We start from the raw sequence: 24,376 nt of genomic DNA, 5'->3' as shown, positions 1-24,376 counted from the left end.
GAGGGCGCAACGCGCCACGCCCTCCGACGACGGCCCCGAGACGCCGGGTCCGGGAGCGAACGCGCCACGCTCCCGGACCCGGCACCCCTCCCCCGGTGGGCGGAACGCGCCACGTCCTCCGGGGGCCTACCCACCGGCCGCTACGCCTGTTCCGTTCCGGCCGGGACGCACGAAGGGAAGAGCGACGTGACCGAAGCAGTACCGCACTACCGGGTGGCGGTCATCGGCACCGGTTTCGCCGGCATCGGCATGGCGGTCCGCCTCAGGCAGGCCGGGCTCAGGGACTTCGTGGTCCTGGAGCGGGCCGACGGCATCGGCGGGGCCTGGCGGGACAACTCCTACCCCGGTGCCGCCTGCGACGTCCCCTCCCACCTGTACTCCTTCTCCTTCGCGCTCAACCCTCGCTGGAGCCGCACCTTCTCCCCACAGACGGAGATCCGGGAGTACATCGAGCGCGTGGCCGGCGAACACGGCGTCGACGCGCACCTGCGCCGCGACAGCGAGGTCCGGGCGGCCCGGTGGGAGCCCGACCGGAACCGATGGCGTCTGGAGACCTCCGGCGGCGACCTCACCGCCCAGTTCCTCATCAGCGGCGCGGGCCCGCTCGCCGACCCCGCCCACCCCGACATCAAGGGCATCGACTCCTTCGAGGGCAGGCTGTTCCACTCCGCGGAATGGGACCACGACCACGACCTGACCGGCCGCAGGGTCGCGGTCATCGGCACCGGTGCCTCGGCGATCCAGTTCGTGCCCCGGATCCAACCCGAGGTCGACCACCTCACACTGTTCCAGCGCACCGCCCCCTGGGTGATGTTCCGGCACGACCGCGACATCACCAGGACCGAGAGCTGGCTCTTTCGCAACGTCCCCGGCGCCCAGCAGGTCGCCCGCAAGAGCATCTACTGGGGACGCGAGAGCTACGTCCTCGGTTTCGCCAAGAACCCCAGGCTGATGGGGGTCGTGGAGCGACTGGGGCGCGCCAACATCGCCCAGTCCGTCAAGGACCCCGAGCTCCGCCGCAAACTCACGCCGAACTTCCGTCCGGGTTGCAAGCGCATCCTGATGTCCAACGACTACTACCCCGCGTTGGCCTCCCCCAACGTGGACGTGGTCACCGACGGCATCGTGGAGATCCGTCCGCACTCCATCGTCACCCGGGACGCGTCCGGCACCGAGACCGAGCACGAGGTGGACACCATCATCCTCGGCACCGGTTTCCACGTGAGCGATCCGCCCATCGCGCAGCGCCTGTTCGACGCCGAGGGCCGCTCCCTCAGAGAGCACTGGGGCGGCGACGTGCAGGCGTTCCGTGGCACGACGGTCGGCGGGTTCCCGAACCTGTTCGTGTTGGCCGGCCCCAACACCGGTCTGGGCCACACCTCCCAGGTGTTCATGATCGAGGCCCAGATCCGGTACACGATGCAGGCGCTCAAGTTCGTCTGCCGCAACCGGATCGACCGGCTCGAACCGCGTGCGGAGGCCCAGCGGGCCTACAACGCCAAGGTGCACGCGGCGATGCGGGGCACGGTGTGGGTGACCGGCGGTTGCGCGAGCTGGTATCTCAACGAGGAGGGCCGCAACACCACCCTGTGGCCCACGTTCACCTGGAACTTCGCGCTCCGCACCCGTTGGTTCGACCCGCACAACTACGACCTGCGACGGATCCGTTCGGCCCGACGATCGGCCCGCGACGACGCCGTCGCGGCCTGACGGAGGAGGAACACCATGAGCGGCTTCGACGACGAAGAGGAGTACCGGGGCACCGTGACGGTGCTGCTCTCCGAGGACGCCACGGAGGGTGTGGAGGTCGGCGCCCACCTGGCCGGCCACTTCTCCCCCCTGACCGGCGACTACCGGTGGACCGGGCGCCTGTCGGCGCACCCCGAGGTCACCCGCGCCTACGAGGACGGGACACGCGAGGTCGTGCTGCGCACCCCGGACGGGTATGCGGGCGCCGGCACCCTCGACGGCCCCAACCTGTGGGGCGGACACCCCGTCAACGGGGCGGGAACGCCTCCCTTCGCCGTCCCCCGGATCATCCTGGAGGATGACTGAGGCGGACCGGACGTCCCCCGGGCCACGCGCCGGCCCGGGGGACCGCATCCTTGCACCCCCACACCCGAAAGGTGATCCGATGGCGATACGACACGTGGGCGACGCACGGGAATCGCGGATCCGTTCCGCCGACGGCACTCTGCTGCACGTCGAGGTCCGCGGCCCGGACGACGGCCCGACCGTGGTCCTCTCGCACTGCTGGTCGACGTCGCTCGCCTCCTGGGGACGCGTGGTCCGACGGCTCGATCCGGGACTGCGCGTGGTGCTGTACGACCAGCGCGGGCACGGTCGCAGCCAGACACCCCTCACGCGCGCCGGTTACAGCGCCGAGAAACTCGCCGACGACCTGTGCGCCGTCCTGGAGGCCACCGTCCCCTCCGGGGGTCGGGCCGTCATGGCGGGGCACAGTATGGGCGGGATGACCATCATGGCGGCGGCTCCCCGAGCGACCTTCCAGGAGCGGGCGGGCGCCGTGCTGCTCACCAACACCGGATGCACCGACCTGGCGAACCGGGCCACGGCCATCCCCCTGCCGGGGGCGCTGGGCAGGCTCGGCTCGCGGCTCTTCCTGACCGCGCCGGTGCCCCTGGGCCCTCCCAGCGTCGCCAGCGCGGAGATCTTCCGGTACCTCGTCATGGGGAAGGCGACCGACCGGGCCACCAAACGCCTGTGCGCCCGGCTCGTGCACGGCTGCGGCGGCGTCGCCCGCAGCGAGTGGGGCCGGGTGATCACACGCCTGGAACTGTCCGACTCCGCCCGCCGGATCACCGCCCCGACCGTCGTCTTCGGTGGCTCCGAGGACAAACTCACCCCGGCGTGGCACGCCCACCACATCGGCTCGCTCGTACCGCACTGCGAGGAGGTGCGGGAGGTTCCCGGTCTGGGGCACATGGGCCCCCTGGAGATCCCCGACATCCTGGCGGAGTCGATCGACGAACTCGCCGCCACCCATCTCCGGGCCTGATCCCGACCGCGACGCACGCACGAGGGGTGGGGCCGGCGCCCCACCCCCGGTCGCGCACCGGTCCCACCCACCCGGTGGTGGGAGCGGACTACCCGTGCGCCACGGTCGTGACCGGCCGATGCCGGGTCACACGTCGACCGGGCACCAGTGTGGCGAGCAGCGTCACGAGGAGCGCCACACCCACCACGCCGACGTAGACCAGCGGCGACCCCGTCGGGACCACCGTGCCCGTGCGGCCGACACTGAAGGACACCAGCGTCGCGGCGGCGGCGACGGTGCCCAGGAACACGCCGATCACCGCCACGAGGACACCCTCGATGGCGAGCATCCGCAGTACCTGCCCCCGAGTGGAGCCGGTGAGACGTTGCAGGCCGAACTCGCGACGGCGCGCGTTGGTGCCGGAGGCCAGCACGTTGACCAACGAGATCGCGGTATAGGTGACGATCATGGCGACGATCGTGTAGATGGCGAACGCCTCGGTGCCCTGGACCCGGCCGTACTCCTGCGCCAGCGTCGCGCGGTCGGCCACCACTGTGCCCCCGCCTTCGGGGGCGATCCCCGCCAGGCCGGCCATCATCCGCTCCGTACCGACCCCGTCCTCCCCCACCACCCGGATCTCGGTCACCCGACCCTCGGTGGTGTGGCCGGCGAGCACGTCCGCGGGCAGCAACAACGTGGCGTCCGATCCGGGGGGCTCGGTGAACAGAGCGACCACCTCCACGTCGAGCACGGCGTTGTCGCCCATCCGCAGCGTCATCGGGTCACCCGGTCCCACTCCGAGTTCACCGGCGTTGTCGGCGTCCAGGGCCACGGCGGCCCCACGAAGGTCGTCCATGGAGCCCTCGACCACGGGTCCGGGCATGACCGCCGCGACGCCGTCCGGCGTGACACCCCGAAGCTCCCAGCCGGCCCACCGATCCTCCCCCTCCCAGTTCCCCGGATCGTCGACGGGCCTCTCGACGAACCCCGTGCTCTCGACGTACTCCGAGGCGGCGTCCACTCCGGGCAGCGCGGCGACCTGTTCCGGCAAGGGAGCGTCGGCCCCGGCCTCGACCCTGATCACCGCGTCCGCCGCCAGTCCGCCGACGAATTCCTGGTGGACGGCGGCCTTACCGGTGAGGTGCATGTACAACAACCCGGTGGCGATGCCGGTGAGCAGGACGACCGGCATCGCCACCGCGGCGGTCCGGTCGATCCCGGCCCGCACGTTGATCACCGCCAGCCGCCCGGCCTGCCCCGTCAGCGCGCCCACCGGCGTCAGTAGCGCGGCGAGCGGGCGGGTCAGCACCGGGCTGAGCACGGCCAGGGCGATGGCCATGAGGATCGCGCCCGGCGACCCCGTGGTGGAGGCGAGTCGTCCGCTCATGGCGGTCATCGTGACGACGAGCAGTGCGACACCACCGGCCAGCAGGACCAGTCCGAGGACGATCCGCCACGGGCCGATCGGTCGGTTCTCTGGCGAACCGGCGTCGGCCAACGCCTCGGTGGGCCGGGTTCGAGCCGCCCGATGGCCGGCGACCAGGGCGCCGCCGACCGCGGCGCACAGAGCGGAGACGACCGCGACGAGCGACGGGATCCAGCCCAGGTGGAACGCGAGGCCGTCGACGATGATGTCGGCGTCGACCAGGGCGCGCAGCAGCGACTCACCGAGCCATCGACCGGGCAGGATCGCCGACGCCGAGGCGAGGGCGGCCAGGATCAGCGTCTCCCCGAGGACCAACAGGCGCAGTTGCCCGGGTGTCCCCCGACCGCCCGGAGCAGGGCCATCTCGCGATGGCGCTGCTGCACCGAGAGCGCCAGCATCGAGGCCACCCCGAACACCGCGATCATGATCGCCCACGCACCGAAGAGGCCGGCGAGGACGACCAGGCCCTCACCTGCGGCCACCGCCTCGGGCACTTCGGCCAGGCCGCGGTCGTCGCCGACGAGCGTCACGGCGGTCTCGGTTGACTCGGCGTCGACGAGGGCACGGAGCCGATCGACGTCGGTGCCCTCCTCGGCCACCACGGCCACGGCGTCGACGGTGCCCTCCGGGGCCGGAGCGTCGAAGACGTGACCGCGGGACTCCTGGACACCGGGCAGCGCGGCGAGCGCGTCGACCAGTGCGGCGTCCACTCGCACACGCTCGGTCAGGATCGCGGTGTAGCCCATCTCGGCGACGTCGTGGCGATGGTCGCCGGCGACGACGATGTCGGCGCCGGACAGCTGCTGCGGCGGCACCGACGCGCGGATACCGGTCTCCAGGAGCCCGCCGCAGGCCATGACGATGGTCGCGCCGAGGAACATCGTGAGGAAGGCCGCCACGAAGCCGCCCTTGCGATGGCGCAGGGTACGTGCGGCGAGCCGGATCATCGCCGTTCCCCCGCGGTCGGCGCGGTCGTACCGTCGTCCCAGGCGCCCAGGTGCGTCATCCGCTCGGCGACGGCCTCGGCCGTGGGGGCGCGCAGTTCGCCGGCGAGTCGCCCGTCGGCCAGGAACACGACCCGGTCGGCGTAGGAGGCCGCCACGGGGTCGTGGGTCACCATGACGATCGTCTGTCCGGCGCTCCGCACGGTCTCGCGCAGCAGTCCCAGCACGCTGCGGGCCGACCGGGAGTCCAGGGCCCCCGTGGGTTCGTCGGCGAAGACGACGGCCGGTGCGGTGACCAGGGCCCGGGCGATCGCCACGCGTTGCTGTTGGCCTCCGGAGAGTTCGGCCGGTCGGTGCCGCCCCCGGTCCCGGAGGCCGACCTGTTCCAGGATCTCGGCCACTCGGCCGTGGGAGGGACGACGGCCCGCCAGTTCGAGGGGCAGCCGGACGTTCTGCGTCGCGGTCAGGGCGGGAAGCAGGTTGAACGCCTGGAAGACGAATCCGACCCGTTCCCGACGCATGAGGGTCAACCGTCGCTCACCGAGACCGCCGAGGTCGACGCCGTCGAGATGGACCGATCCCGAGGTCACGCGGTCGAGACCGGCGGCACAGTGCAACAACGTGCTCTTCCCCGATCCGGAGGGCCCCATCACCGCCGTGAACGTGCCGCGATCGAAGCCGACGTCGACATCGTCGAGCGCGGCGACACGGTGGCCGCGCCGACCGTAGACCTTGCCCACCGTCCTCAACCGCACGACCGTCGACCGACGGTCGTCCCCCGTGTGCGTTTCCCGCATGGTCCCCGTCCCCGCTCACCCGTCTCGGGTGCTCCCGTTCTCTCGGTATCGACGGTTCCAGCGTGGTCGCCATGGGGCACGCCTCCCATCGGGGAGAGCCCTGGTCACGCCCTGAGTTCCTTCACACGCACCTCTGGGGTGGGGCACGTCGGGGTGGCGGGGCGGTGACGGCGACGGAGGCGGAACGATCACCGGAGGGGGCTCGGCGCATCCGACCCCACGGAGATGCGACGCACGTCACAGCGACGGGGGCGGTCACGGTCGCCCCGGACCGGTGTCCACTGTGACCGGTCGCGTGCCCGTAGGGGACACGGGTCGGGGTCCGTATCGGGCGACGGCCTGGCCGTCGCCCGATACGGACCCCTCGGTCTCAGACCTTCCGTACCCGCCTCACGGATCCGTCGGGTCCAGGTCGACCCACGAGGACGGACCGTCGAGCACCGGCACGTCGCCCTCCCAGAGCAACGGAGTGACCCACATGCTCCGTCCACGGTCGTGGTCGCCCACACCGTCCGGGGGCCATGCGTGGTGCACGTACCAGGTGCGGTCGTTCACCTCCAGGACCATGCCGTGCCCCGGGCCGCCGGCGACCTCGTTGGAGGACATCAACGGTTCCTCGGACGGCTTGGTCCACGGCCCGAGGAGGCTGTCCGCCACCGCGTAGCCGACCCCGTACTCCGCCGAGTAGTAGCCGTTCGCGGAGTAGAACATGTAGTAGCGGCCCTCGTGCACCCAGACGCTCGCGCCCTCGACCAGATGGCCCTCCCATTCCTGGTCGTGGGTGACCAGTCGGTGCGCCTCCCCGACGAGGGACAGCCCGTCCGGGGACAGTTCCTGGGCGTAGATCCAGCTCCGCTCGTCGACGTGGTTGCCGTCGTTCTTCCAGAGCAGGTAGGGCGTACCGTCCACGTCCACGAACGGGCTGGCGTCGATCGACCCGCCCTCATCGGTCTGGCAGACCAACGGCGCGTCATCGGAGTCCGTGAACGGGCCGAGCGGGTCGGTGGCCTCGGCCACGCCCAGGCACTGAAGATCCAGCTCGGGATCGCGGGCGGTGTAGTAGGCCAGGAAGCGCCCCGGTTCGGCCTCGATGACCTCCGGCGCCCAGTGCTTGCCCTCCTCCGACCAACCGGCCACGTCCGGCATCGCGTCGCCGGACAGCTCCCAGTCGACCAGGTCGGTGGAGGTCAGCACCGGCATGTTGCCGTGCTCACCGTTGGTGGCGTAGGCGTAGAACGTTCCCCCCGACTCCAGAACGAACGGATCGGGGAAGTTCTCCTCGAAGACCGGGTTGGCGAATCCCACGGGGTTCTCCTCATCGTGGTCGGTGCCGGCGACGGATTGGATCTCGACGCTGTGGAACACCGCGTCGACCGCCGGTTCCGCTCCCCCGCCCGCGTACAGGCCGATCCTCGGCTCGGCGTCGGCCGGGAAGGTCCAGACCGCGCCCCAGCGCCAGTTCTCGCCGTCGATCGAGGTCGCGGAGCGGTAGTGCGACTCACCCGTCTCGGGGTGCACCCGGTGGTGGAGCCGCAGCCACATCTCCGGTGCGGTGGGACCGCCCCAGTGGGATCCGCTGTCGCGCCGACCGTCGGTGGTCAACTCACGGCTGAACTCGGCCGACCGCGTCCGGTGCAGGGCGAGGGTTCCCAGCCGGGCGAAGTCGTCGTCGTCGACGTGGGCGATCAGGCCCGCCTGCTGGTAGTTGCGCACGGTGTCCTCACCGAGGTCCAAGGTGAGGTGGGTCTGCATCATCCACTCGCCCTCGGGCGCGTCGCGCAGCAGGAGCGTGCCGTCGTTGTCACCGCCCCTGACGTCACCGTCATCGAGCGGCCAGGTGAGTCCGTCCTCCTCCACCGTGATGTCGTCCGTGCCGCGGACCCACTCCCAGCCCTCGTCGAGCTCGCCGTCGAACTCCTCGGACCAGAGTGTTCCGCCCGCCTGCGGTTCGGCGACCGCCTCGGTGACGGGGGTGTGGACCGCGGCCACACTCGGGTTGGCGATCGACACGGGTGCGCCGTCGGCCGCCCAGGCCACCGGCCGCTGCTTGACCACGGAGCGCGGAGTGTCCACCACCACGCGCGCCAGCGAGTCACCGAGTCGGCTCTCCCCCACCGAGGCCCACACCCGACCGTCCCTGACCTCGACCTCCAGGGCCGTGAAGACCTCCGGGTCGAAGATCTCCGGCAGGGGCGCGACCTCGGTGACCGGGTCTCCCGAGGGCGCCGCGACCTCGGCGCGCAGCTCGCGCGCGTCGGCGTCGACCTCGACCGCGATCCCTTGGTCGCCCATCCCGGCCAGGTCCAGCCGGAACGTCCCGGTGCCGTCGGGGAACCTGAGGTCCGACTCGACCCGGGACTCGGCCGCCGCGGGGCGGACGGTCTCCACGCGGGCCGGTGCGTCACCGGAGGTGTCCGGTGCGAGCAGGCCGACGGTACCGGCGCCGTTCTCCTCCTCCTCGACGGAGGTCCAGTCGCCCTCCACCACGCGCAGCGCGTCACCCGCGGCGGGGTCGTCCATGTCGATGCCGAGCGCCGAACCGACCGTGGGACCGGTGAGTTCGCCCTCGGTCGGGCCCGCGCCGGCGTTCACGATCGGCCAACCGTCGATCCAGTCGAGCCGGTCGATGAACGTCGGCCGCTCGTTGATCCCGCCGGGCTCGTCCAGCCACGGGTCGTCACGTTCGATGCCGTGGTAGAGGATCCAGTCCTGGCCGGTGGTGTCGGTGAAGAACGCGTGGTGACCGACCCCGATGATGCCGTTCCCGTTCTGGGCCAGGACCTGGGTGCCGCCGACCCGCGACTCGTTCAGGGAATGGCCCTCGTGGTCCACGAAGGGCCCGGTGGGAGAGTCCGACCGGCCCGCGTGGACGCTGTACCCGGTGCCCGGACCGTCGCAGCACATGGCGGCGGAGACGGTCAGGTAGTAGTAGCCGTCGCGCTCGACGACGAAGGCTCCCTCGTAGCGGTCGGCGACGGTCAGGCGGGTCGGCTCGCCGACGGCGCGCAACCCGTCCTCGTCCAGTTCGGTGACCCAGACACCACCGATGTAGCCGCCGAAGTAGAGGTAGCGGGTGCCGTCGTCGTCGATGAACAGGGCCGGGTCGATCGAGTTGAAGAACCCGCCCTCACCGTCGGAGCGGGGTTCGACCACCGCCTCTCCGGTGTCGGTCCACGGTCCGGCCGGGGTGGGCGCGGTGGCCGCCCCGATGGCGTAGTCCATGGCCCCGCCGCCCGCGACGGTGTGGGTCATCGAGTAGTACAGGACGTACTGTCCATCGACGTACCGGATGTCCGGGGCCCAGAACATCGAGTCCTCATGGGCCCACTCCGGCCGGTTGTCGTCGTCGAAGATCTCGCCGAGGTACTCCCAGGTCGCGAAGTCGGCGCTCCGCGCCACGTGCATGAGACCGAACTCGCTCGGCGCCTCGGTGAGCGGGTCGCTCGTGGCGTAGAGGTACCAGTAGCCGTCCTTGCCGCGGATGACGACGGGGTCGGCGTAGGTGTCGGAGAACGGGTCCGAGATGGGGTTGCGCACGTCGGCCGGCCGGGGCTCGGCCGCACCGGAGGTCGGGGCGGCCGGTGCGGGCTCGGCCGGCGACGCCGACGCCGGGGACGTGGACAGAAGGGCGATGACGGTGCACAGGGCGATGAGGATCGCCGAAGGTCTCATGGGGGTTCGCACCTTTCCGGGCCGCCGGAACACGGCCTCGTGCGGCGAGACCGGCTCCGCGACACCCCTGGCACGCGTCCCTGGGCGACTCGTGAGCCTCACCCGCCGATGTTCAGGGGGAGTTTCCGAGTGATGAACGACGGATGACGACAGCTCCCTTCCTAGTCGAGTTTTCCATCGTTGTAAAGACCTGGTGCGAGGCTGCGTCCACAGCGAGGCTCCGCGTGTGCACCCCGGTGAGGAGGGACGATGGCCGTCCCATCACGGGATGTCGGTGTCGCGTCGGCGCTCGCGCGGCGGTGGTCGCACACGGGGAGGACGGCCGCCCTCCCCGGTGGGGCGGCCACGGCGGCGGGCGGCGGACCTGCCTCGTCGGAGCACCCGTGAAAGGGCGGCGCCACCCGGGCCACCACCGGGGCGGTGGCCCGGCCGATGGCTACGGGTCGCGCGTCAGGGAGGGGATCACGTGCTCGGACACCTCGGAGTGCACCTGGTGCAGGCGGGCCTGGGCGGCACGGCGGAGTTTGGCCAGGCACTCGACCAGGGTGATGTCGTCACCGACCATGCCGCCCTTGGCGATGACCGGGGTGCCGTCGAGAGGACCGCCGCTCAGGTGGCCGTGGACCGCGAGGGGCACCACCTCGCCGCCCACGTCGAAGGCGTGCACGTCCAACTCGTCCAGCACGCTGGCGACGAGATCGCCGCCGGTCAGGTACAGGCCGCTGGGCAGGGCGTGGGCGCCCACGGTGTCGGCGAGCTCGTTGACGACGTCGGCGACCAGTCCGGCCAGACGTCCGGGCAGCTCGGCCCGCGCCTGCGCCGGAAGGGCGCGGACGCGTTCGGCCGGGGTGACCACGCGCAGCACGCAGAGTTCGGGGAAGCCCGAGGAGGACAGGTGCCCGGTGAGTTCCTCGGCGATGTGGTCGGCGTGCTCGCCCTCGGGGTCGCCGAGTTCGACCGCGTCGACGTCGACGAACCGGACCGCTCCGGTGCGGGCGACGGTGGCGAGCTGCCGACGGGTCAGCTCGGTGGTGCTGCCGGCCACCGCCAGGAGGGGCCCGCGCGATCCGGCCTGACCGCGCAGCCGCAGGGCATAGGCGAGGAGGGCGCCGGTGGGTCCGGGGTCCACGGCCACCCACACGGTCCCGTCGGAGTGGTGCGCCGCGGCGGCGGCCTCGGCGATGTCGGTGAGGTGCTGTTCGGAGGCGGCGTCGCACAGCACGACCGGCTCGTCGCCGGCCAGGAGTTCGGCGGTGAGCATCTCCGGTGTGACCTGGCGGATCGGTACGTGACGGACGGCCAGGTCGGTCTGGGCGCCCAGGATGTCGGCGACCACACTGGTGTCCATCGGACAGAGGGGGTCCAGGGCCAGGTCGGTGCGTTCCAGCGGCACCCCGTCGATGAGCTGCACCCCGTTCTCGGTGACGCGTCCCGAACCGGGGAAGGCCGGCGCGAACAACACCCGCACCCGGGTGCCGACGGGTACGCGCTCACGGACCGCGTCGTAGGCGGCCTCCACCTCGGCACCGATGTTGCCGCGCAGGGTCGTGTCGGTGCGCTTGACCACGAGCCCGACCGGCCACACCGCCTCGATGACGTCGGTGACCAGGTCGGCGGCCTGTTCGGCGGGGACGTGCCTGCTGTCCAGGTTGGCCACGACCACGTCGTAGTCACCGGCGACCCGACTGACGTGCTCGGGCGTCACCGTGGCCACCCGCATCCCGGTGCGGGCGAACCGCGCACCGGTGGCGTTGGCACCGGTGAGGTCGTCGGCGACCACGAGTACCTGGGCCACGGGGCGTCTCCTTCGGGGTGCGTGAAGCCTGGATCATCCTCCCTCCAACATAGGGCCAAGCGGGGGTCCGAGGAGCGTTGTCCACAGGGGCGTGGCGGCCGAAGGCACTGGTGACGGCGGTCTCGGCGGCCCGGACACGGTCGCCCGACGGATCGGACACGAAGGCGACACGGACACCCGGCCCCTCGCACGCGACACGCCCCGCCACGTACCCGGCACCGACCCCCGGGCCCGTCGTGGACCCGGGAGGGAGTGCCCGCACCGCACCTCCCGGGAAGGCGGTGGAAAGGCCCGGGCGACCGGAGCGCGGTCCGGCTCAGTGCCCGGCGGGCCGCACCACGGTGCGGGTCGCGGCGCTGCGCCGGGCCGCCTCGATGACCTCCAGCCCGTGGATCACCTCGTGCGGGTCCACCGGCAGGGGTTCTCCCTCGCCGACCGCGTCGCGCACGCCGACGTAGAACTCCGGGTACGCTCCTCGCTCGCTCGGGACGGGCCGGAGGTCGCCGTCGACGCCGAGCAGACCCCACTCGGACTCGGGGACCACCCCCCAGTCGGACACGGTGGGGCTCTCCCCCGCGGCGAGACGTGCCTCCTGCCCGTCCATGCCATGAGAGGTGTAGGCCGCCCGGTCGCCCAGTACCCGAAAGCGCGGACCGTTCTGCGCGCTCAGGGCGCTCATCCACAGATGGGAGCGCGTGCCGCGCGCGTGCTCCAGGGAGAGGAAGACGTCGTCGTCGGCGCGCACCCCGTCGCGCCGGGCGTCCACCTCGGCGTGGACCGAGGCGACGGGTCCGAAGAGGTTGACGGCCTGGTCGATCAGGTGGGGACCCAGGTCGTACAGAACGCCGGCACCGACCTCCACGCTCCCGCTGTCCCGCCAGGTCGCCCGGGCCTCGGGCCGCATCCGTTCGAAACGCGACTCGAAACGGTGCACCCGTCCCAGCGCGCCCTCCTCGATGATCCCCCACAGGGTGAGGAAGTCGGCGTCCCAGCGGCGGTTCTGGTAGACGGTGAGCACCTGACCGAGCTCCGCGGCACGATCGGTGAGGTCGCGCGCCTCCTTGGCGGTGAGCGCGAACGGCTTGTCCACGACCACCGCCAGACCGGCCTCCAGGGCGGCGCGGGCCAGGGGCGCGTGGGTCTCGTTGGGTGTGCTCACCACGGCGATCTCGTAGCGCCCGGCGTCGGCCCACAGGTCCTCGACGGAGGGGTACACGGTGACGTCGGGATAGCGGGAGCGCACGGCGGCCTCGCGGGCGGGCGCACCGGTGACCACGGCGGACAACCGTAGTCCGGGCACCGCGTCGATGAGGGGAGCGTGGAAGACCTCGCCGCCCTTGCCGTAACCGATGAGCGCGACGTGCAGTTCGGGTCCGTCGTGTGCGGGGGTGCCCTGACCAGGGCTCGTGGGTGCGTCGGCCATGGCACCAATGTACTTTTCCCGGACCGGTGTCCCGAGACCGGCGGGGCCCGGTCCCCCACCGGTGGTCGACGCGAGTGGCTCACGAGGTCCCCCGCCCGCGCCGTGCGGGGCATGGGCGGCCCGGACACGGTGACGAGGGCCGGTCAGACCCCGCGCAGAGCGGAGCGGGCGGCTTCCATCGTGGTGGTGCGGTAGGCGGCGCCGAACAGACACAGGTGCACCAACAGCGGGTGCAGTTGGTGCAGGGCGACCCGGGCGCGCCAGCCGGCCGACAGCGGCGCCACCTCGTTGTAGGCGTCGCGCACCCGGTCCAGGTGGGGCAGGCCGAACAGGGCCAGCATGGCCAGGTCCGCCTCCCGGTGACCTCCGTGCGCGGCGGGATCGATGAGCACCACGTCCCGGTCCCGCCAGAGCACGTTGCCGTTCCACAGATCACCGTGGATCCGCGCGGGCGGTTCCGGGTCGCCCGCCAGTTCGGCCACCGCGTCCATGACCCGCTCCACCTCGCGGGCGTCGCCCGGGGTGAGGGACCCCTGGTCCACGGAGGCGCGCAGGTAGGGACGGAGCCGCTGTTCGGCGTAGAAGGTGGGCCAGTCGGTGTGCGGGGTGTTGTCCATCGGAAGAGGTCCGATGAAGCCGGGCCAGTCCGCGCCGAACGCCTCCGCGCCGGTCAGGTGCGTGCCGGCGAGTTGTCGACCGAGCCGTTCGGCGGCGACCGGCGAGGGATCGTCCTCGGCCACCCACGGCAGCACGAGGAGATGGTCGTCCCAGGCCACCGGAGCGATCATCGGGGAACCGAAACAGCGCCCCAGCCACTCCAGGCCGCGCGCCTCGGCGGCGAGCACACCCATGGCGGGCGATCCGCGGGTCAGCGACTTGACGAACAGGCGGGTGCCATCGCCCAGTTCGGCGTAGGACAGGGTCCAGTCGTGGCTAACCCCGGCCTTGGCCGCGCGGCGGACCTCGCGACCCACCAGAGCGGAGACCCGGTCGGCCAGAGTGCCGGTCAGCGGATCGCGGCGCGGCCCGTGGGGTCCCCGCGGTCCGTCCGGTCCGTGCCCCCCGGGGCCGGGTCCGTCCGCTCCGCGCGCGTGCGCGATCGGCTCGCCCTCCACCTCGTCAGCCCCGCAATCGGGTGACGAGTTCGTTGGTCAGCCCCTTGGCCGCCGCCTCCACCATGTTCAGGACGGCGGTGAAACCGTCGTCCCCACCGTAGTAGGGGTCGGGGACCTCGGGGTTGGGCCCGCGTCCGGGAGCGAAGGAGCGGAACAGCAGCAGCCGGGACGGCTCGAAGCCGAACCCCTCCCCCCGTTCCTCGACGACGCGGAGCAGGTCGTCGTAGTTGTCCAGGTCCATGACCAGGATGAGGTCGCGGTCGGCCAGGTCCGTCGGGGCGAACTGGCGGGCGGTGTGATCGGTGAGGTACCCGTGCACGCGCAGCGTGGACGCGGCACGGGGGTCCATGCCCCCGCCGACGTGCCAATCGCCCGTGCCGGAGCTGTCGACCCGCACGAGGTCGCTCATTCCGGCACGTTCGAGGTCTGCGGTGAGCACCTTCTCCGCCATCGGCGATCGGCAGATGTTTCCCAGGCACACCACACTGACGCGGTAGGGACCAGCGGGGTCACGCGGTTCCGGCAGGCTCATGTCTCTTACCGTAACGAAAATCCGCCGCACCCACCCGATCTGGCGCGATACGTGCGCGCCCCGCCGGCAGATCCGACCCGTGTCAGCCCTTGGGCAGGCGCACCACGGTGACGAAGAAGTCGTCGATCTGCCGCACCACGCGGATGAACTGTTCGAAGTCCACCGGCTTGGGCACGTAGGCGTTGGCGTGGAGGCGGTAGCTGCGCAGAACGTCCTCCTCCGCCTCGGAGGTGGTGAGCACGACCACCGGGATGTGCGCGAGGTCGTCGTCGCTCTTGACCTCTTCGAGGACCTCTCTGCCGTCCTTACGCGGGAGGTTCAGGTCGAGGAGGATCAGGTGCGGGCGCGGCGCCTCGGCGAACTCACCCTCACGACGCAGGAAGCGGAGCGCCTCGACGCCGTCGGAGACCACGTGCAGCCGGTTGCCCAGCTTGTGTTCCTCGAACGCCTCCTTGGTCATCAGGACGTCTCCGGGATCGTCCTCGACCAGCAGCACCTCAATGGGATGCACCAACATGACCTCGCTCAAGCTTCCAGACCCCTATGCGGGCCCCGACCGGTGACCGGGCGGGGCCGTACCGCCGGCGTCTTCGGAGGACAGGGGACGTTCCCCCTCCGGTCCATGGGCCGGGGGATCGGTCTCCGACTCTGTGACGCCGGACTCTCGTGTGGCCGTCGACGCCTCGTCCGCGGGGGCGGACTCGGCTGCCGTTGTGCCCTCGACGCCGTTAACGGCCACGTCGGTGGGTTCGGTTCCCTCGTCGGGCTCCGACTCCTCCTCCGACTCGACCGCCGATGCGGCGGCCTCCGCCTCGATGTCGACGGGCAGGGTCCAGCATATGCGGGTTCCGGTCCGTCCGGAGTCCACCTCTTCCGTCGATGCGGATCCGTCGGGGTCGTCCACGTTCACCGAGCTCGTGTCCAGCCACATCCGACCACCGTGGAACTCGATGATCTTCTTGCACATGGCCAGACCGATACCGGTGCCGGTGTACTTCTCCCGCGTGTGCAGACGTTGGAAGATGACGAAAATGCGTTCGGCGTATTGGGGTTCGATCCCGATGCCGTTGTCGGTGCAGGCGAACACCCATTCGTCGTCCTGGCGTTCCACGCTGATGCGCACCTCGGGTGCGTCCTCGCCCCGGAACTTGACGGCGTTGCCGACCAGGTTGAAGAAGACCTGCGTGAGCAGGGTGCGGTCGCCCTGGACGGAGGGCAGGGTGTCACCGGTGACGACGGCGCCCGCGTCCTCCAGGCTGGCCTCCAGGCTGCTCAGGGCGTCGCCCAGGGCCGTGTTCAGGTCCACGGGCGCGAAGTTCTTGGTCCGTCCCACCCGGGAGAACGCCAGCAGGTCGTTGATCAGGGTCTGCATGCGCTTGGCCCCCTCGACCGCGAAGTCGATGTAGGAGTCGGCGCGCTCGTCCAACTGCCCCTGGTAGCGGCGTTGGAGGAGCTGGCAGAAGCTGGCGACCTTGCGCAGCGGCTCCTGGAGGTCGTGGGAGGCGACGTAGGCGAACTGTTCCAGTTCCAGGTTGGAACGGCGCAGCTCCTCCGTCTGGTGTTCGAGCAGGGTCGACTGTTCCTGGAGCTTGCGTCGGGCCGAGGCGACCTCGTCCAGGTCCTGCACGATGCGTTCGCGCATCGCGTCCACGTCGTGGCCCAGTTGGACGATCTCCGGGGGGCCGTGCAGGGAGATGCGGTGGGCGTAGTACCCCTCGGACACCTGCCGCATGTGCCCGGCCAGGTCCTCCAGTGGACGCAGCACCCACTGCTGGAGCATGACCCACAGGAACACCGACAAGAACACCACGACCAGGCCGACCAGGACGAGCAGCGCCACGACCTGCTGGGTCGCCAGGGTGAGACCGCTCTGGGCCTCGGCGATCTCGTTCTCCAGGTGGTTGGTGGTCGCGTCGGCGGCGCGGTTGAGCTCCAGGAAGAGGACCCGCCCGCGCTGGAGGTCGTCCTGGGTCGGTGTCTCGCCGGCGCGCACCTTCTCCGAGACCGGGCGGGCGAAGTCCTCGCTCCACACGTCACCGGCCTCGATGAGCTCCTCGACCTTGGGCGCGACGTCCTCGTTCTCCGCGGCGAGCATGGTGAGGGCGTTGCGGTACTCGGCCAGCGACATGCCCTGTTCGTTGTAGGGCCGCAGGAAGTCCGGGTCCCCGGTGAGGATGTAGCCGCGCAGCGCGTGGTCCTGGCTGAGGTAGGCCGAGCGGGTCTGCTCGACGGTGCTCAGCCCTGGGGTGAGCGACTCCACCTGCAGGGTCAGGGAGTCGCGGGCCTGGAACGCGGCGAGGGTGATCACCGACACCGCCACCACCAGCACGACGGCGACGACCGTCAGAAGGCTGGTGACCCGGCGGCGCAGGCTCCAGGAGTGCCGGGCGGGGTACAGGTCCCGGGTCACGACGCCTCCGGTGGGCGAGGGCGCGCCGGTGGACGCGTGTTCGTCCCGCTCCCGGCCCGACCCCTCCTCTCCGGCGCGTGCGGAGCCGGCGTCGGGCTCGGTGTCCATGGTGCGGTCGTCCTCCCCCGTGGGGCTCAAGCGGGTTCTCCGTGGTTGATGAGCAGCATGGCGACGTCGTCCTGGAGCGGCCCGCCGTTGCTGCGCTCGGCCTCGTCCACGATGTGCTCGGGCAGGTTGTTCAGGGGAACGTTCTGGCCCAGCACCCCGTTGACGAGGCGGCGCAGACCGGCGACCTCCAGGCGCGCGGGCGGGGCGCCGTCGTAGGCGTCGACCAGTCCGTCCGTGTAGAAGAGCAGGCTGGCCCCGCGGGGCAGGACGACCTCGGTCGACTCGTCCTGGTCGACCGGGAACACGCCCAGGGGCGGCTGGGGCGCGGCCTGGATCTCCTCGGCGCAACGGTCGGAGACGAGCATGGGCGGGGGGTGGCCCAGGCTCCGGACGCGTGCGCGTTCGCTGCCGGTGTCGAGGCTGGCCATGCACAGCGTCGCGTACATCTCCTCCTGGGCGCGTTCGCTGACCAGGAGCTGTTCGAGGTTGGGCAGGACGTGCCGCTCGGCGACACCGCTCATGACCAGGGTGCGCCAGGCGATGCGCAGGCTGACGCCCAGCGCGGCCTCGTCGGGACCGTGGCCGCTGACGTCCCCGATGATGACGTGCGTGGTGCCGTCCTTCTCGACCGCGTCGTAGAAGTCGCCGCCGACCAGGGCGCGCTTACGGCCGGGACGGTAGTAGGCGCGGTGGCTCAGGGGCGACCGCTCCAGCAGGACCTGGGGCAGCAGACCGCGTTCGAGGCGCATGTTCTCACGGGCGCGCATGCGGGCCTCGCGCAGTTGGCGCGCGTTCTCGTCGGCGCGCCGCCGTTCCAGGGAGTAGCGCAGGCTGCGGGCGAGGAGTGATCCGTCGACCTGGCCCTTGACCAGGTAGTCCTGGGCGCCGGCGGAGACGGCGGCGATGCCCTCGTGCTCGTCGTCGAGTCCGGTGAAGACGACGACGGCGGCGGAGGGCGCACTGCCCAGCACCTCGCGCAGGAGGTCGAGTCCGTGGCCGTCGGGAAGGTTGAGGTCCAGCAGAACGCAGCCGCGAAAGTCCGTGAGGTGTTCCCGTGCGGCCTTGAGGGTGGAGACCCAGGTGATGCGTGTGGCCAGCGCGGTGTCGGCGAGGAGTTCCTCGGCGAGAAAGGCGTCGCCGGGGTCGTCTTCGATCAGCAGGACCTCAACCGATTCGACGGTAGCCTCCACCCGGTCGGCCAGGACGGTGTCGTCACTCAGGGGAGCGTTGCCGTCCGTGGCAGCGCCCTCGGCGGCTTCGGCCGCTCCGTCACCGATCACCGTCACGGGATCGGGCCCTGTTCTCCTGGTATCCACTCATCGCCTCATGGTTCGCGGCCCGCGGGGCGCACTGTCATGCCGTAGGACCCGAGGGGACACCTCGGGTCTTCCCGGCGGTTCGGACCGCACGCCACCCAAACGATAAACGCCCCACCGACCACTTGACCAGCAGAGGCGACGAGACACATCCAACGCCCGTCGGGGAACTCCCCGTGGGCGGGGTGCGCAAGCCTCCGGGACGTGGGCGCTTCCGGGCGCGTCCGAGGCACGCGCGACCGCCGGGAACGCCGGTGGGGGCGCACGGCGGGACGTGTCCTGTGACGCAGGGCACCACGACGGGGGCTTTCCCGGCAATTTTTGTGACAGGGTGTCATATAAGCCTTGACAGGAGCGGTCACCTAAATGACATCATGTCAGAAAAGCTCCGAATGGAAAGGTGGAGAGTGTCGATGAGCGCCACGGCACCGGCCCCCATGCCGGCTCCGACCCCCGCCACGGCCGAACCCGACTCCCCCCGGTCGTTCTCCGAGCGGCTCAAAGCGGCCACCTGGAGCGACCACGCCTCGGCCGAGCACCACGGCTTCACCAAGGCCCTGCTCGACGGCGACCTCTCCCTCGACGGTTACACCGCGATGGTCGCCCAGCACTACTTCGCCTACGTCGCCCTGGAAGAGGTGGGGCGGGCGCTGGCCGACGACCCGATCGCCGGCCGCTTCCTCGACCCCGAGCTCCAGCGGGTCCCCTCCTTGGAGGCCGACCTGCGCCACCTCCTCGGCGCGGACTGGGCCGACCACGTCGCCCCGGGTCGCGCCACCCGCACCTACGTGGCGCGCATCGAACAGATGGCGGACCACCCCGAGGGCTTCGTCGCGCACCACTACACCCGCTACATGGGCGACGTCTCCGGCGGCCAGTTCATCCGTCGGATCGCGGCCCGCGCCTACGACCTGGCCGACGGCGCCGGCACGGCCTTCTACGACTTCGGCTCCCTCGGCAGCCTGCCCCGGTTCCGCGCCGGCTACAGGGAGCGCCTCGACGGGCTGCCCCTGACCGAGGAGGCCGCCGCCTACCTGGTGCGGGAGACGCGTCTGGCCTACCAACTCAACACGGAGGTGCTGGCCGAACTCGGCCGTCACCACGCCTGACGCCACCGCCCACCGAGACAGCGCCCGGATCGCCCCCGTCGGTCCGGGCACCTCGGTGTGCTCGGCGTGCCACCATAGGAGACATGCCCAAGATCACGGCTCCGACCATCGCCGCTCACCGTGCCCGCACACGGGACCGCATCATGGACGCCGTCGACGAGTTGATCAGGACCCAGGGGATCGACCGCATCTCCATGACCGACGTGGCCAACGCCGCGGGCATCACCCGCACCGCCCTGTACAACTACTTCCCGGACAAGCCCGCCCTGCTCCTGGCCTTCACCGAGAAGGTGAACACCACGTTCGTGGAGCGGTACAAGCGGGAGCTCCCGTCGGGGGTGTCGGCCTCGCGCCGTCTGTCGGCCTTCGTGCGCCTCCAACTGGAGGGCATCGTCGCGCACCCGCACCCGCCGGCCGCCGAACTGGGCGCGAGCCTGGGACCCGACGCCTACCAGGCCCTGGCCGCGCACGTGGCCCCGATGCAGCGACTGCTCACCGAGGTCCTGGACGAGGGGATCGCCTCCGGGGAGTTCGACCACCTGCCCGGCGGGCGCGTGGCCGCGCTCACCCTGTCCATGGTGGGCTCCCAGCGCCTCCCCCTGGTGAGCGGTGAGGTCGGCCTGGAGGAGACCCACGCTCTGGTGACCCGATTCGTGCTCCGCGCCCTCGGGGTGGAGTCCGGAACCGTGGACACGATCCTCCCGGAACACCCTTCGAAAAACACGCTCGGTAGCGAGTGAATCACCCTCGGAGATAAGGGCCCGAACGTAATCGGTTCTGGCCGTGAACGGCCATTGTGAAGCCGCATGAAGGTGTGCATGCGGGGAACGAGTGGACTCAGCCCGCCCCCGGGCCGCCCCGTCCACCCTCGACTCGTGAGGCCCTCTCCACCGTGTCCCTCGTACTCATCGCCTTCGGCGCCACCCTGGTCTCGGTCGCTTTGTTCAACAAGATGCCTCGGGTCGTCCCCGGGTACCGTCCCGTCCCCCGTCACGGAGGCGGTGTCGCCGCGGCCCCGCGCGCCGTCGCGCCGCCCCGACTGCGTCTGGTCGAGGCCCGACTCACCGAACAGGGCCGCGCCGTGTTCACCGCCATCGGGGGCAGCGCTCTGATCGTGGCCTTCTTCCTCGCCCTGTCCGGCCTGTAGGTCCTCGCCTTCGCGGTCTCCGCCGGCCTCGACCCGTTGTTCGGGCATCGAGGACCACGGCGGGGCCCGGCCGGAGGACCCGCGAGCGTGGAGGAGGTCAGCCGCGCGGGAGCCGTGGGTCGCCGGCCCTGCGCAGCAGCATGCCGCCCGCCACGGTGGCGGCGATGCCGCCGGTCACCACCGCGGCCCGGCCCAGGCGCTCGCGCAGCCGTGCGTCGCGCCGGGCGGCCGACTCGGCCACCTCGCGCTCGGCGTCGCGGAAGGCGCCGCCGCACAGCAGCGAGTCGAGTTCGCGGCGCCGCCAGCGAGCCGACGACCAGGGCCTCAACGGCAGCCGGGTGGTGGTCCCCGAAGTGGTGCGCGGCTTGAACCGCACCGGACCCGCCGAGGGCGTTTCGCCCCGAAGGAACCGGGGCGAGGGCCCCGTGTAGCGCAGGTCGCCGGGGGCGTTGGTGATCATCTCCCCCAGCAGCCCGGCGCAGGCGCGTGCGTCCCCCAGGGCGGTGTGCTGACCGGTCGGCCAGTCCCCGCTGAGCAGGTGCGAGGCGCGCGGCAGCGAGTAGCGCGCCAGATCCAACTGGGAGCGCAGGGCCCGGAGCGTGCACAGACCCGACTGTCCGGCGGGCAGCCCCGCGGGCACCAGTTCGGCGGCGAGGAAGCGCTCCTCGAAGTCCAGGTTGTGACCGACCACCACCGCTCCGGACAGCAGCTCCGCGATCCGGGGGACGATCTCCTCGGCACGGGGGGCGCCGATCACGTCGCCCTCACCGATCCCGTGGAACTCCTGGCCGCCGATCGGCGCGCGGGGGTCCACCAGGGTGCTGAACTCGTCGAGGACGCGCCCGTCCCCGTGCACCCGCACCACGGCGATCTCCACCAGTCGGGCACCCTCCCGAGGGTCGAGTCCGGTGGTCTCGACGTCGACGACCGCGTACTCCAGGTCCGCCGCCCGCGTCCCGACCCGTCTGCGGGTCAGCGCGCCCGTCCGCAGCGTTCCCATTGTGCGTCCCCACTCCTCACATCAGCCCTCTGTCGCGGTGGACTCACCACCCGCAACGACCCTACTGCCCGGGTCCGACACCCCTGCCGCCCGGCCCGGTGCGCCGGAACCGCGACGGAAGGCACACCTGCACCGGGGAAGAACCACGCGGTTGTGTACGTTTTGACGCATGCCCGGCAGGGTCGGGGGTCCGATCACCCCCGACGCACCGGGAACCCGGCACCCGCTCGGCCCCGACGAAGAGGAGACCCCCACATGACGCAGGCACCGATGCCCGGCTACGTCCCCCTGGCGGAGGTCGTGCGCTCCGGGATGCGCGAGAGCGTCCACTACGGTGCCGTCGTCGGTCTGTCCGCCGAGGGGGAGATCGCCTACGCCCGCGGCCCGGTGCACGACGCCATGTTCCCGCGCTCGGCCGCCAAGCCCTTCCAGGCCCTGGCGATGCTGCGCGCGGGCGCCGACCTCAAGGACTCCGCCCTGGCCATCGCCGCCGGCAGCCACGGCGGCGAGGACCTGCACGTGGCCGAGGCCGAACGCATCCTGGCCTCGGTCGGGCTGACCGCGGACGCGCTCGGCTGCCCCGAGAGCGTGCCCGGCGGCCACGCCGCCCGCAGGACCTTCCACGCCGAGGGCCGGGCCCCCTCCCGCCTGTACATGAACTGCTCGGGCAAGCACGCCGGCATGCTCGCCGCCTGTTCCGCCCAGGGCTGGAGCACGGACGACTACCTCGACCCCGAGCACCCCTTCCAGCAGTCGGCCCGTGAGGCGACCGAGGACATGTGCGGCGAGCAGGTGGCGCACACCGCCGTGGACGGCTGCGGCGCCCCGCAGTTCGCCGTCTCCCTGGTCGGCCTGGCCCGCGGTGTGCAGAGCATGCGCCTGTCCCCCGAGGGCAGCCCCGAACGGTCCGTCCTCGAAGCGATGAGCGCCCACCCGGAGTACGTCTCGGGCACCGACCGGATCGACACCGAACTCATGCGCCGCATGCCCGGCCTGGTATCCAAGGTCGGGGCCGACGGAGTGCTGGTGCTCGGCGCCCCCACCGGTGAGACCGTCGCCGTCAAGATCAGTGACGGGGACGCCGAACTCCGCGCGCGTACGCTGGTCGGCATCACCGCACTGAAGGCCCTGGGTGTAAACGTCGACCCCATCGCCGACCACCTCACCACCGACGTCCTCGGCGGCGGCCGGACCGTCGGCGGCGTCCAGGCCCTCTGACCCCACAGCGGCCGGGCTCGATGGGCGGCGGGTCGGCGACCACAGACGAGAAGAGGGAGAACGCACGGTGTCCGACACCTTGGACCAGATCGTCATCGCCGGGGCGGGGATGGCGGGACTGCACGCCGCCGAGGCCCTGCGCGCGCGGGGGTTCGAGGGTCGTCTGACCCTGGTCGGCGAGGAGCCGCACCGGCCCTACTCGCGTCCGCCGCTGTCCAAGGAGGTCCTGACGGGCGCCGGGATGGACCCCGCCTCGGGGGATCCCGGGTGGTTGGTCGGCCACCGTGCGCTGCGGCTTCGCGAGGACGAGGTCATCGACGCCCTGGACCTGGACCTGCGACTCGGCACCCGCGCCGTGGGCCTGGACCCCGTCGCGCGCGAGGTGGGCCTCATCGGCCCCGACGGCGCGACGTCGGTGCCCTACGACGGGTTGATCGTGGCCACCGGCGCCCGGGCGCGCCGGCCCGGGACCGACCTCGCCGGGGTGCACGTGCTGCGCACACTCGACGACGCCGAGGCGGTGCGCGCCGCCTTCGACACCGCCGGCCACCTCGTGGTGGTCGGCGCCGGGTTCGTCGGCGCGGAGGTCGCCGCGAGCGCCCGCGCCGTGGGCATGGAGGTGACCCTGGTCGAGGCGGAGACCACCCCGCTGACCCGTGTGGTCGATCCGGCCATCGGCTCGGTGCTCACCGAGATGCACCGCGAGAGCGGCGTGGACGTTCGCCTGGGTGTGGGCGTGACCGGGTACGAGGGGTCGGACCGCGTGGAACGGGTGCGCCTGTCGGACGGTTCGACGGTCGAGGCGTCCCTGGTGGTGGTCGGGATCGGCGTCCACCTGAACACCGAGTGGCTGCGCGACTCGGGGGTGGAGCTCCTGCCCGACGGAGCCGTGCGGTGCGACGCGTACTCCGCCACCTCCGTACCGAACGTGTACGCCGTCGGTGACCTGGCCGACTGGCCGCACCCCCGCTACGGCGGCCGGATCCGCCTGGAGCACTGGACCAACGCGAGCGAGCAGGGCGAGGCGGCCGCCCACAACCTGCTCGCGGGCGAGGGCCGCACGGCCTTCACCCCGGTGCCCTACTTCTGGTCCGACCAGTACAAGAGGAAGATCCAGCTGTTGGGGCAGGGCGCTCCGGCGGATCGGGTCGCCTTCGTGCACGGGTCACCGGAGGACCGTAAGTTCGTCGCCTTCCTGGGGCGCGGGGGGATGCTGACCGGGGTTCTCGGGCTGCGCTCCACCCCGCGCACCATGCGCTACCGGCACCTGTTGGAGCGGCCCACCACATGGGACGAGGCCCTCACGGCCGCGGGGGCGGGTCCCACGACGTGAGGCCCGCCCGGGGCGCGTACCGCCCCGGCGCCG

The 24,376-nt window shown here is 71.7% G+C and carries 20 protein-coding genes; 8 read left to right on the top strand and 12 right to left on the bottom strand.

From position 1 onward, the window contains the following. Positions 1-186: 186 nt before the first annotated feature. From DSY14_RS05360 to DSY14_RS05350, 3 genes are all read left to right on the top strand, one after another. Positions 187-1,710 (top strand): NAD(P)/FAD-dependent oxidoreductase, encoded by a 1,524-nt coding sequence (locus DSY14_RS05360; protein WP_211715331.1) that lies wholly within the window; start codon positions 187-189, stop codon positions 1,708-1,710. Positions 1,711-1,725: 15 nt separating this feature from the next. Further along, entirely contained in the window at positions 1,726-2,055 is a 330-nt protein-coding gene (locus DSY14_RS05355; RefSeq protein ID WP_211715330.1) for a DUF4873 domain-containing protein, read from the top strand. 79 nt (positions 2,056-2,134) lie between these two features. Continuing rightward, positions 2,135-3,019, top strand: a complete 885-nt coding sequence (locus DSY14_RS05350) for an alpha/beta fold hydrolase (RefSeq protein WP_211715329.1) — start codon at positions 2,135-2,137, stop codon at positions 3,017-3,019. Positions 3,020-3,107: 88 nt separating this feature from the next. On the opposite strand, the gene DSY14_RS05345 is transcribed toward DSY14_RS05350, so the two are convergent. The 11 genes from DSY14_RS05345 to DSY14_RS05295 all read right to left on the bottom strand — a co-directional run bounded on the left by DSY14_RS05345 (position 3,108) and on the right by DSY14_RS05295 (position 18,506). After that, positions 3,108-4,739, bottom strand: a complete 1,632-nt coding sequence (locus DSY14_RS05345; protein WP_211715328.1) for an FtsX-like permease family protein — start codon at positions 4,737-4,739, stop codon at positions 3,108-3,110. After that, entirely contained in the window at positions 4,718-5,371 is a 654-nt protein-coding gene (locus DSY14_RS05340; RefSeq protein WP_211715327.1) for a hypothetical protein, read from the bottom strand. Before DSY14_RS05340 ends, DSY14_RS05345 begins: the two co-directional genes overlap by 22 nt. Further along, on the bottom strand, positions 5,368-6,165 hold the full coding sequence (locus DSY14_RS05335) for an ABC transporter ATP-binding protein (RefSeq protein WP_211715326.1): 798 nt from the start codon (positions 6,163-6,165) through the stop codon (positions 5,368-5,370). Before DSY14_RS05335 ends, DSY14_RS05340 begins: the two co-directional genes overlap by 4 nt. 390 nt (positions 6,166-6,555) lie before the next feature. Next, complete coding sequence (locus tag DSY14_RS05330; protein ID WP_211715325.1) at positions 6,556-9,837, bottom strand: family 43 glycosylhydrolase; 3,282 nt, start codon at positions 9,835-9,837, stop codon at positions 6,556-6,558. Between the two features lie 436 nt (positions 9,838-10,273). After that, a complete protein-coding gene (locus DSY14_RS05325; RefSeq protein WP_211715324.1) occupies positions 10,274-11,632 on the bottom strand; it encodes a four-carbon acid sugar kinase family protein in 1,359 nt (452 codons plus the stop codon). Positions 11,633-11,948: 316 nt separating this feature from the next. Next, on the bottom strand, positions 11,949-13,055 hold the full coding sequence (locus DSY14_RS05320) for a Gfo/Idh/MocA family oxidoreductase (protein WP_211715323.1): 1,107 nt from the start codon (positions 13,053-13,055) through the stop codon (positions 11,949-11,951). Positions 13,056-13,198: 143 nt separating this feature from the next. Continuing rightward, entirely contained in the window at positions 13,199-14,170 is a 972-nt protein-coding gene (locus DSY14_RS05315; RefSeq protein ID WP_211715322.1) for a fructosamine kinase family protein, read from the bottom strand. Between the two features lie 4 nt (positions 14,171-14,174). Next, positions 14,175-14,702 carry a low molecular weight protein-tyrosine-phosphatase gene (locus tag DSY14_RS05310; RefSeq protein ID WP_211715321.1) on the bottom strand — a complete coding sequence of 176 codons (528 nt, stop codon included), beginning with the start codon at positions 14,700-14,702 and terminating at the stop codon, positions 14,175-14,177. 82 nt (positions 14,703-14,784) lie between these two features. Continuing rightward, positions 14,785-15,219 carry a response regulator gene (locus tag DSY14_RS05305; RefSeq protein ID WP_211715341.1) on the bottom strand — a complete coding sequence of 145 codons (435 nt, stop codon included), beginning with the start codon at positions 15,217-15,219 and terminating at the stop codon, positions 14,785-14,787. Between the two features lie 24 nt (positions 15,220-15,243). Next, a complete protein-coding gene (locus DSY14_RS05300) occupies positions 15,244-17,220 on the bottom strand; it encodes an ATP-binding protein (protein WP_374223983.1) in 1,977 nt (658 codons plus the stop codon). 26 nt (positions 17,221-17,246) lie between these two features. Continuing rightward, positions 17,247-18,506 carry a PP2C family protein-serine/threonine phosphatase gene (locus DSY14_RS05295; protein ID WP_211715319.1) on the bottom strand — a complete coding sequence of 420 codons (1,260 nt, stop codon included), beginning with the start codon at positions 18,504-18,506 and terminating at the stop codon, positions 17,247-17,249. Positions 18,507-18,949: 443 nt separating this feature from the next. On the opposite strand from DSY14_RS05295, the gene DSY14_RS05290 reads away from it, so the two are divergent. From DSY14_RS05290 to DSY14_RS05280, 3 genes are all read left to right on the top strand, one after another. Further along, positions 18,950-19,645 carry a heme oxygenase (biliverdin-producing) gene (locus DSY14_RS05290; protein ID WP_211715318.1) on the top strand — a complete coding sequence of 232 codons (696 nt, stop codon included), beginning with the start codon at positions 18,950-18,952 and terminating at the stop codon, positions 19,643-19,645. Positions 19,646-19,728: 83 nt separating this feature from the next. Then, a complete protein-coding gene (locus DSY14_RS05285) occupies positions 19,729-20,385 on the top strand; it encodes a TetR/AcrR family transcriptional regulator (protein ID WP_211715317.1) in 657 nt (218 codons plus the stop codon). Positions 20,386-20,537: 152 nt separating this feature from the next. Then, positions 20,538-20,792: a hypothetical protein gene (locus DSY14_RS05280; RefSeq protein ID WP_211715316.1), complete on the top strand. Its 255-nt coding sequence runs from the start codon at positions 20,538-20,540 to the stop codon at positions 20,790-20,792. Between the two features lie 97 nt (positions 20,793-20,889). Here the strand turns inward: DSY14_RS05280 and DSY14_RS05275 are convergent, their stop codons facing one another. Further along, positions 20,890-21,792, bottom strand: coding sequence for a PolC-type DNA polymerase III (locus DSY14_RS05275; RefSeq protein ID WP_211715315.1), 903 nt, complete (start codon positions 21,790-21,792; stop codon positions 20,890-20,892). 255 nt (positions 21,793-22,047) lie between these two features. Between DSY14_RS05275 and DSY14_RS05270 the strand changes: the two genes are divergently transcribed. Further along, complete coding sequence (locus DSY14_RS05270) at positions 22,048-23,010, top strand: asparaginase (protein WP_211715314.1); 963 nt, start codon at positions 22,048-22,050, stop codon at positions 23,008-23,010. 67 nt (positions 23,011-23,077) lie between these two features. Then, positions 23,078-24,343, top strand: a complete 1,266-nt coding sequence (locus tag DSY14_RS05265) for an NAD(P)/FAD-dependent oxidoreductase (protein WP_211715313.1) — start codon at positions 23,078-23,080, stop codon at positions 24,341-24,343. Positions 24,344-24,376 lie beyond the last annotated feature (33 nt).

This window comes from Nocardiopsis sp. MG754419 (genome assembly GCF_018207095.1).
In the GTDB taxonomy this organism is placed as follows: domain Bacteria; phylum Actinomycetota; class Actinomycetes; order Streptosporangiales; family Streptosporangiaceae; genus Nocardiopsis.
Note: the sequence above shows the minus strand (reverse complement) of the source record. Positions and strands in the feature narration are given on the sequence as shown.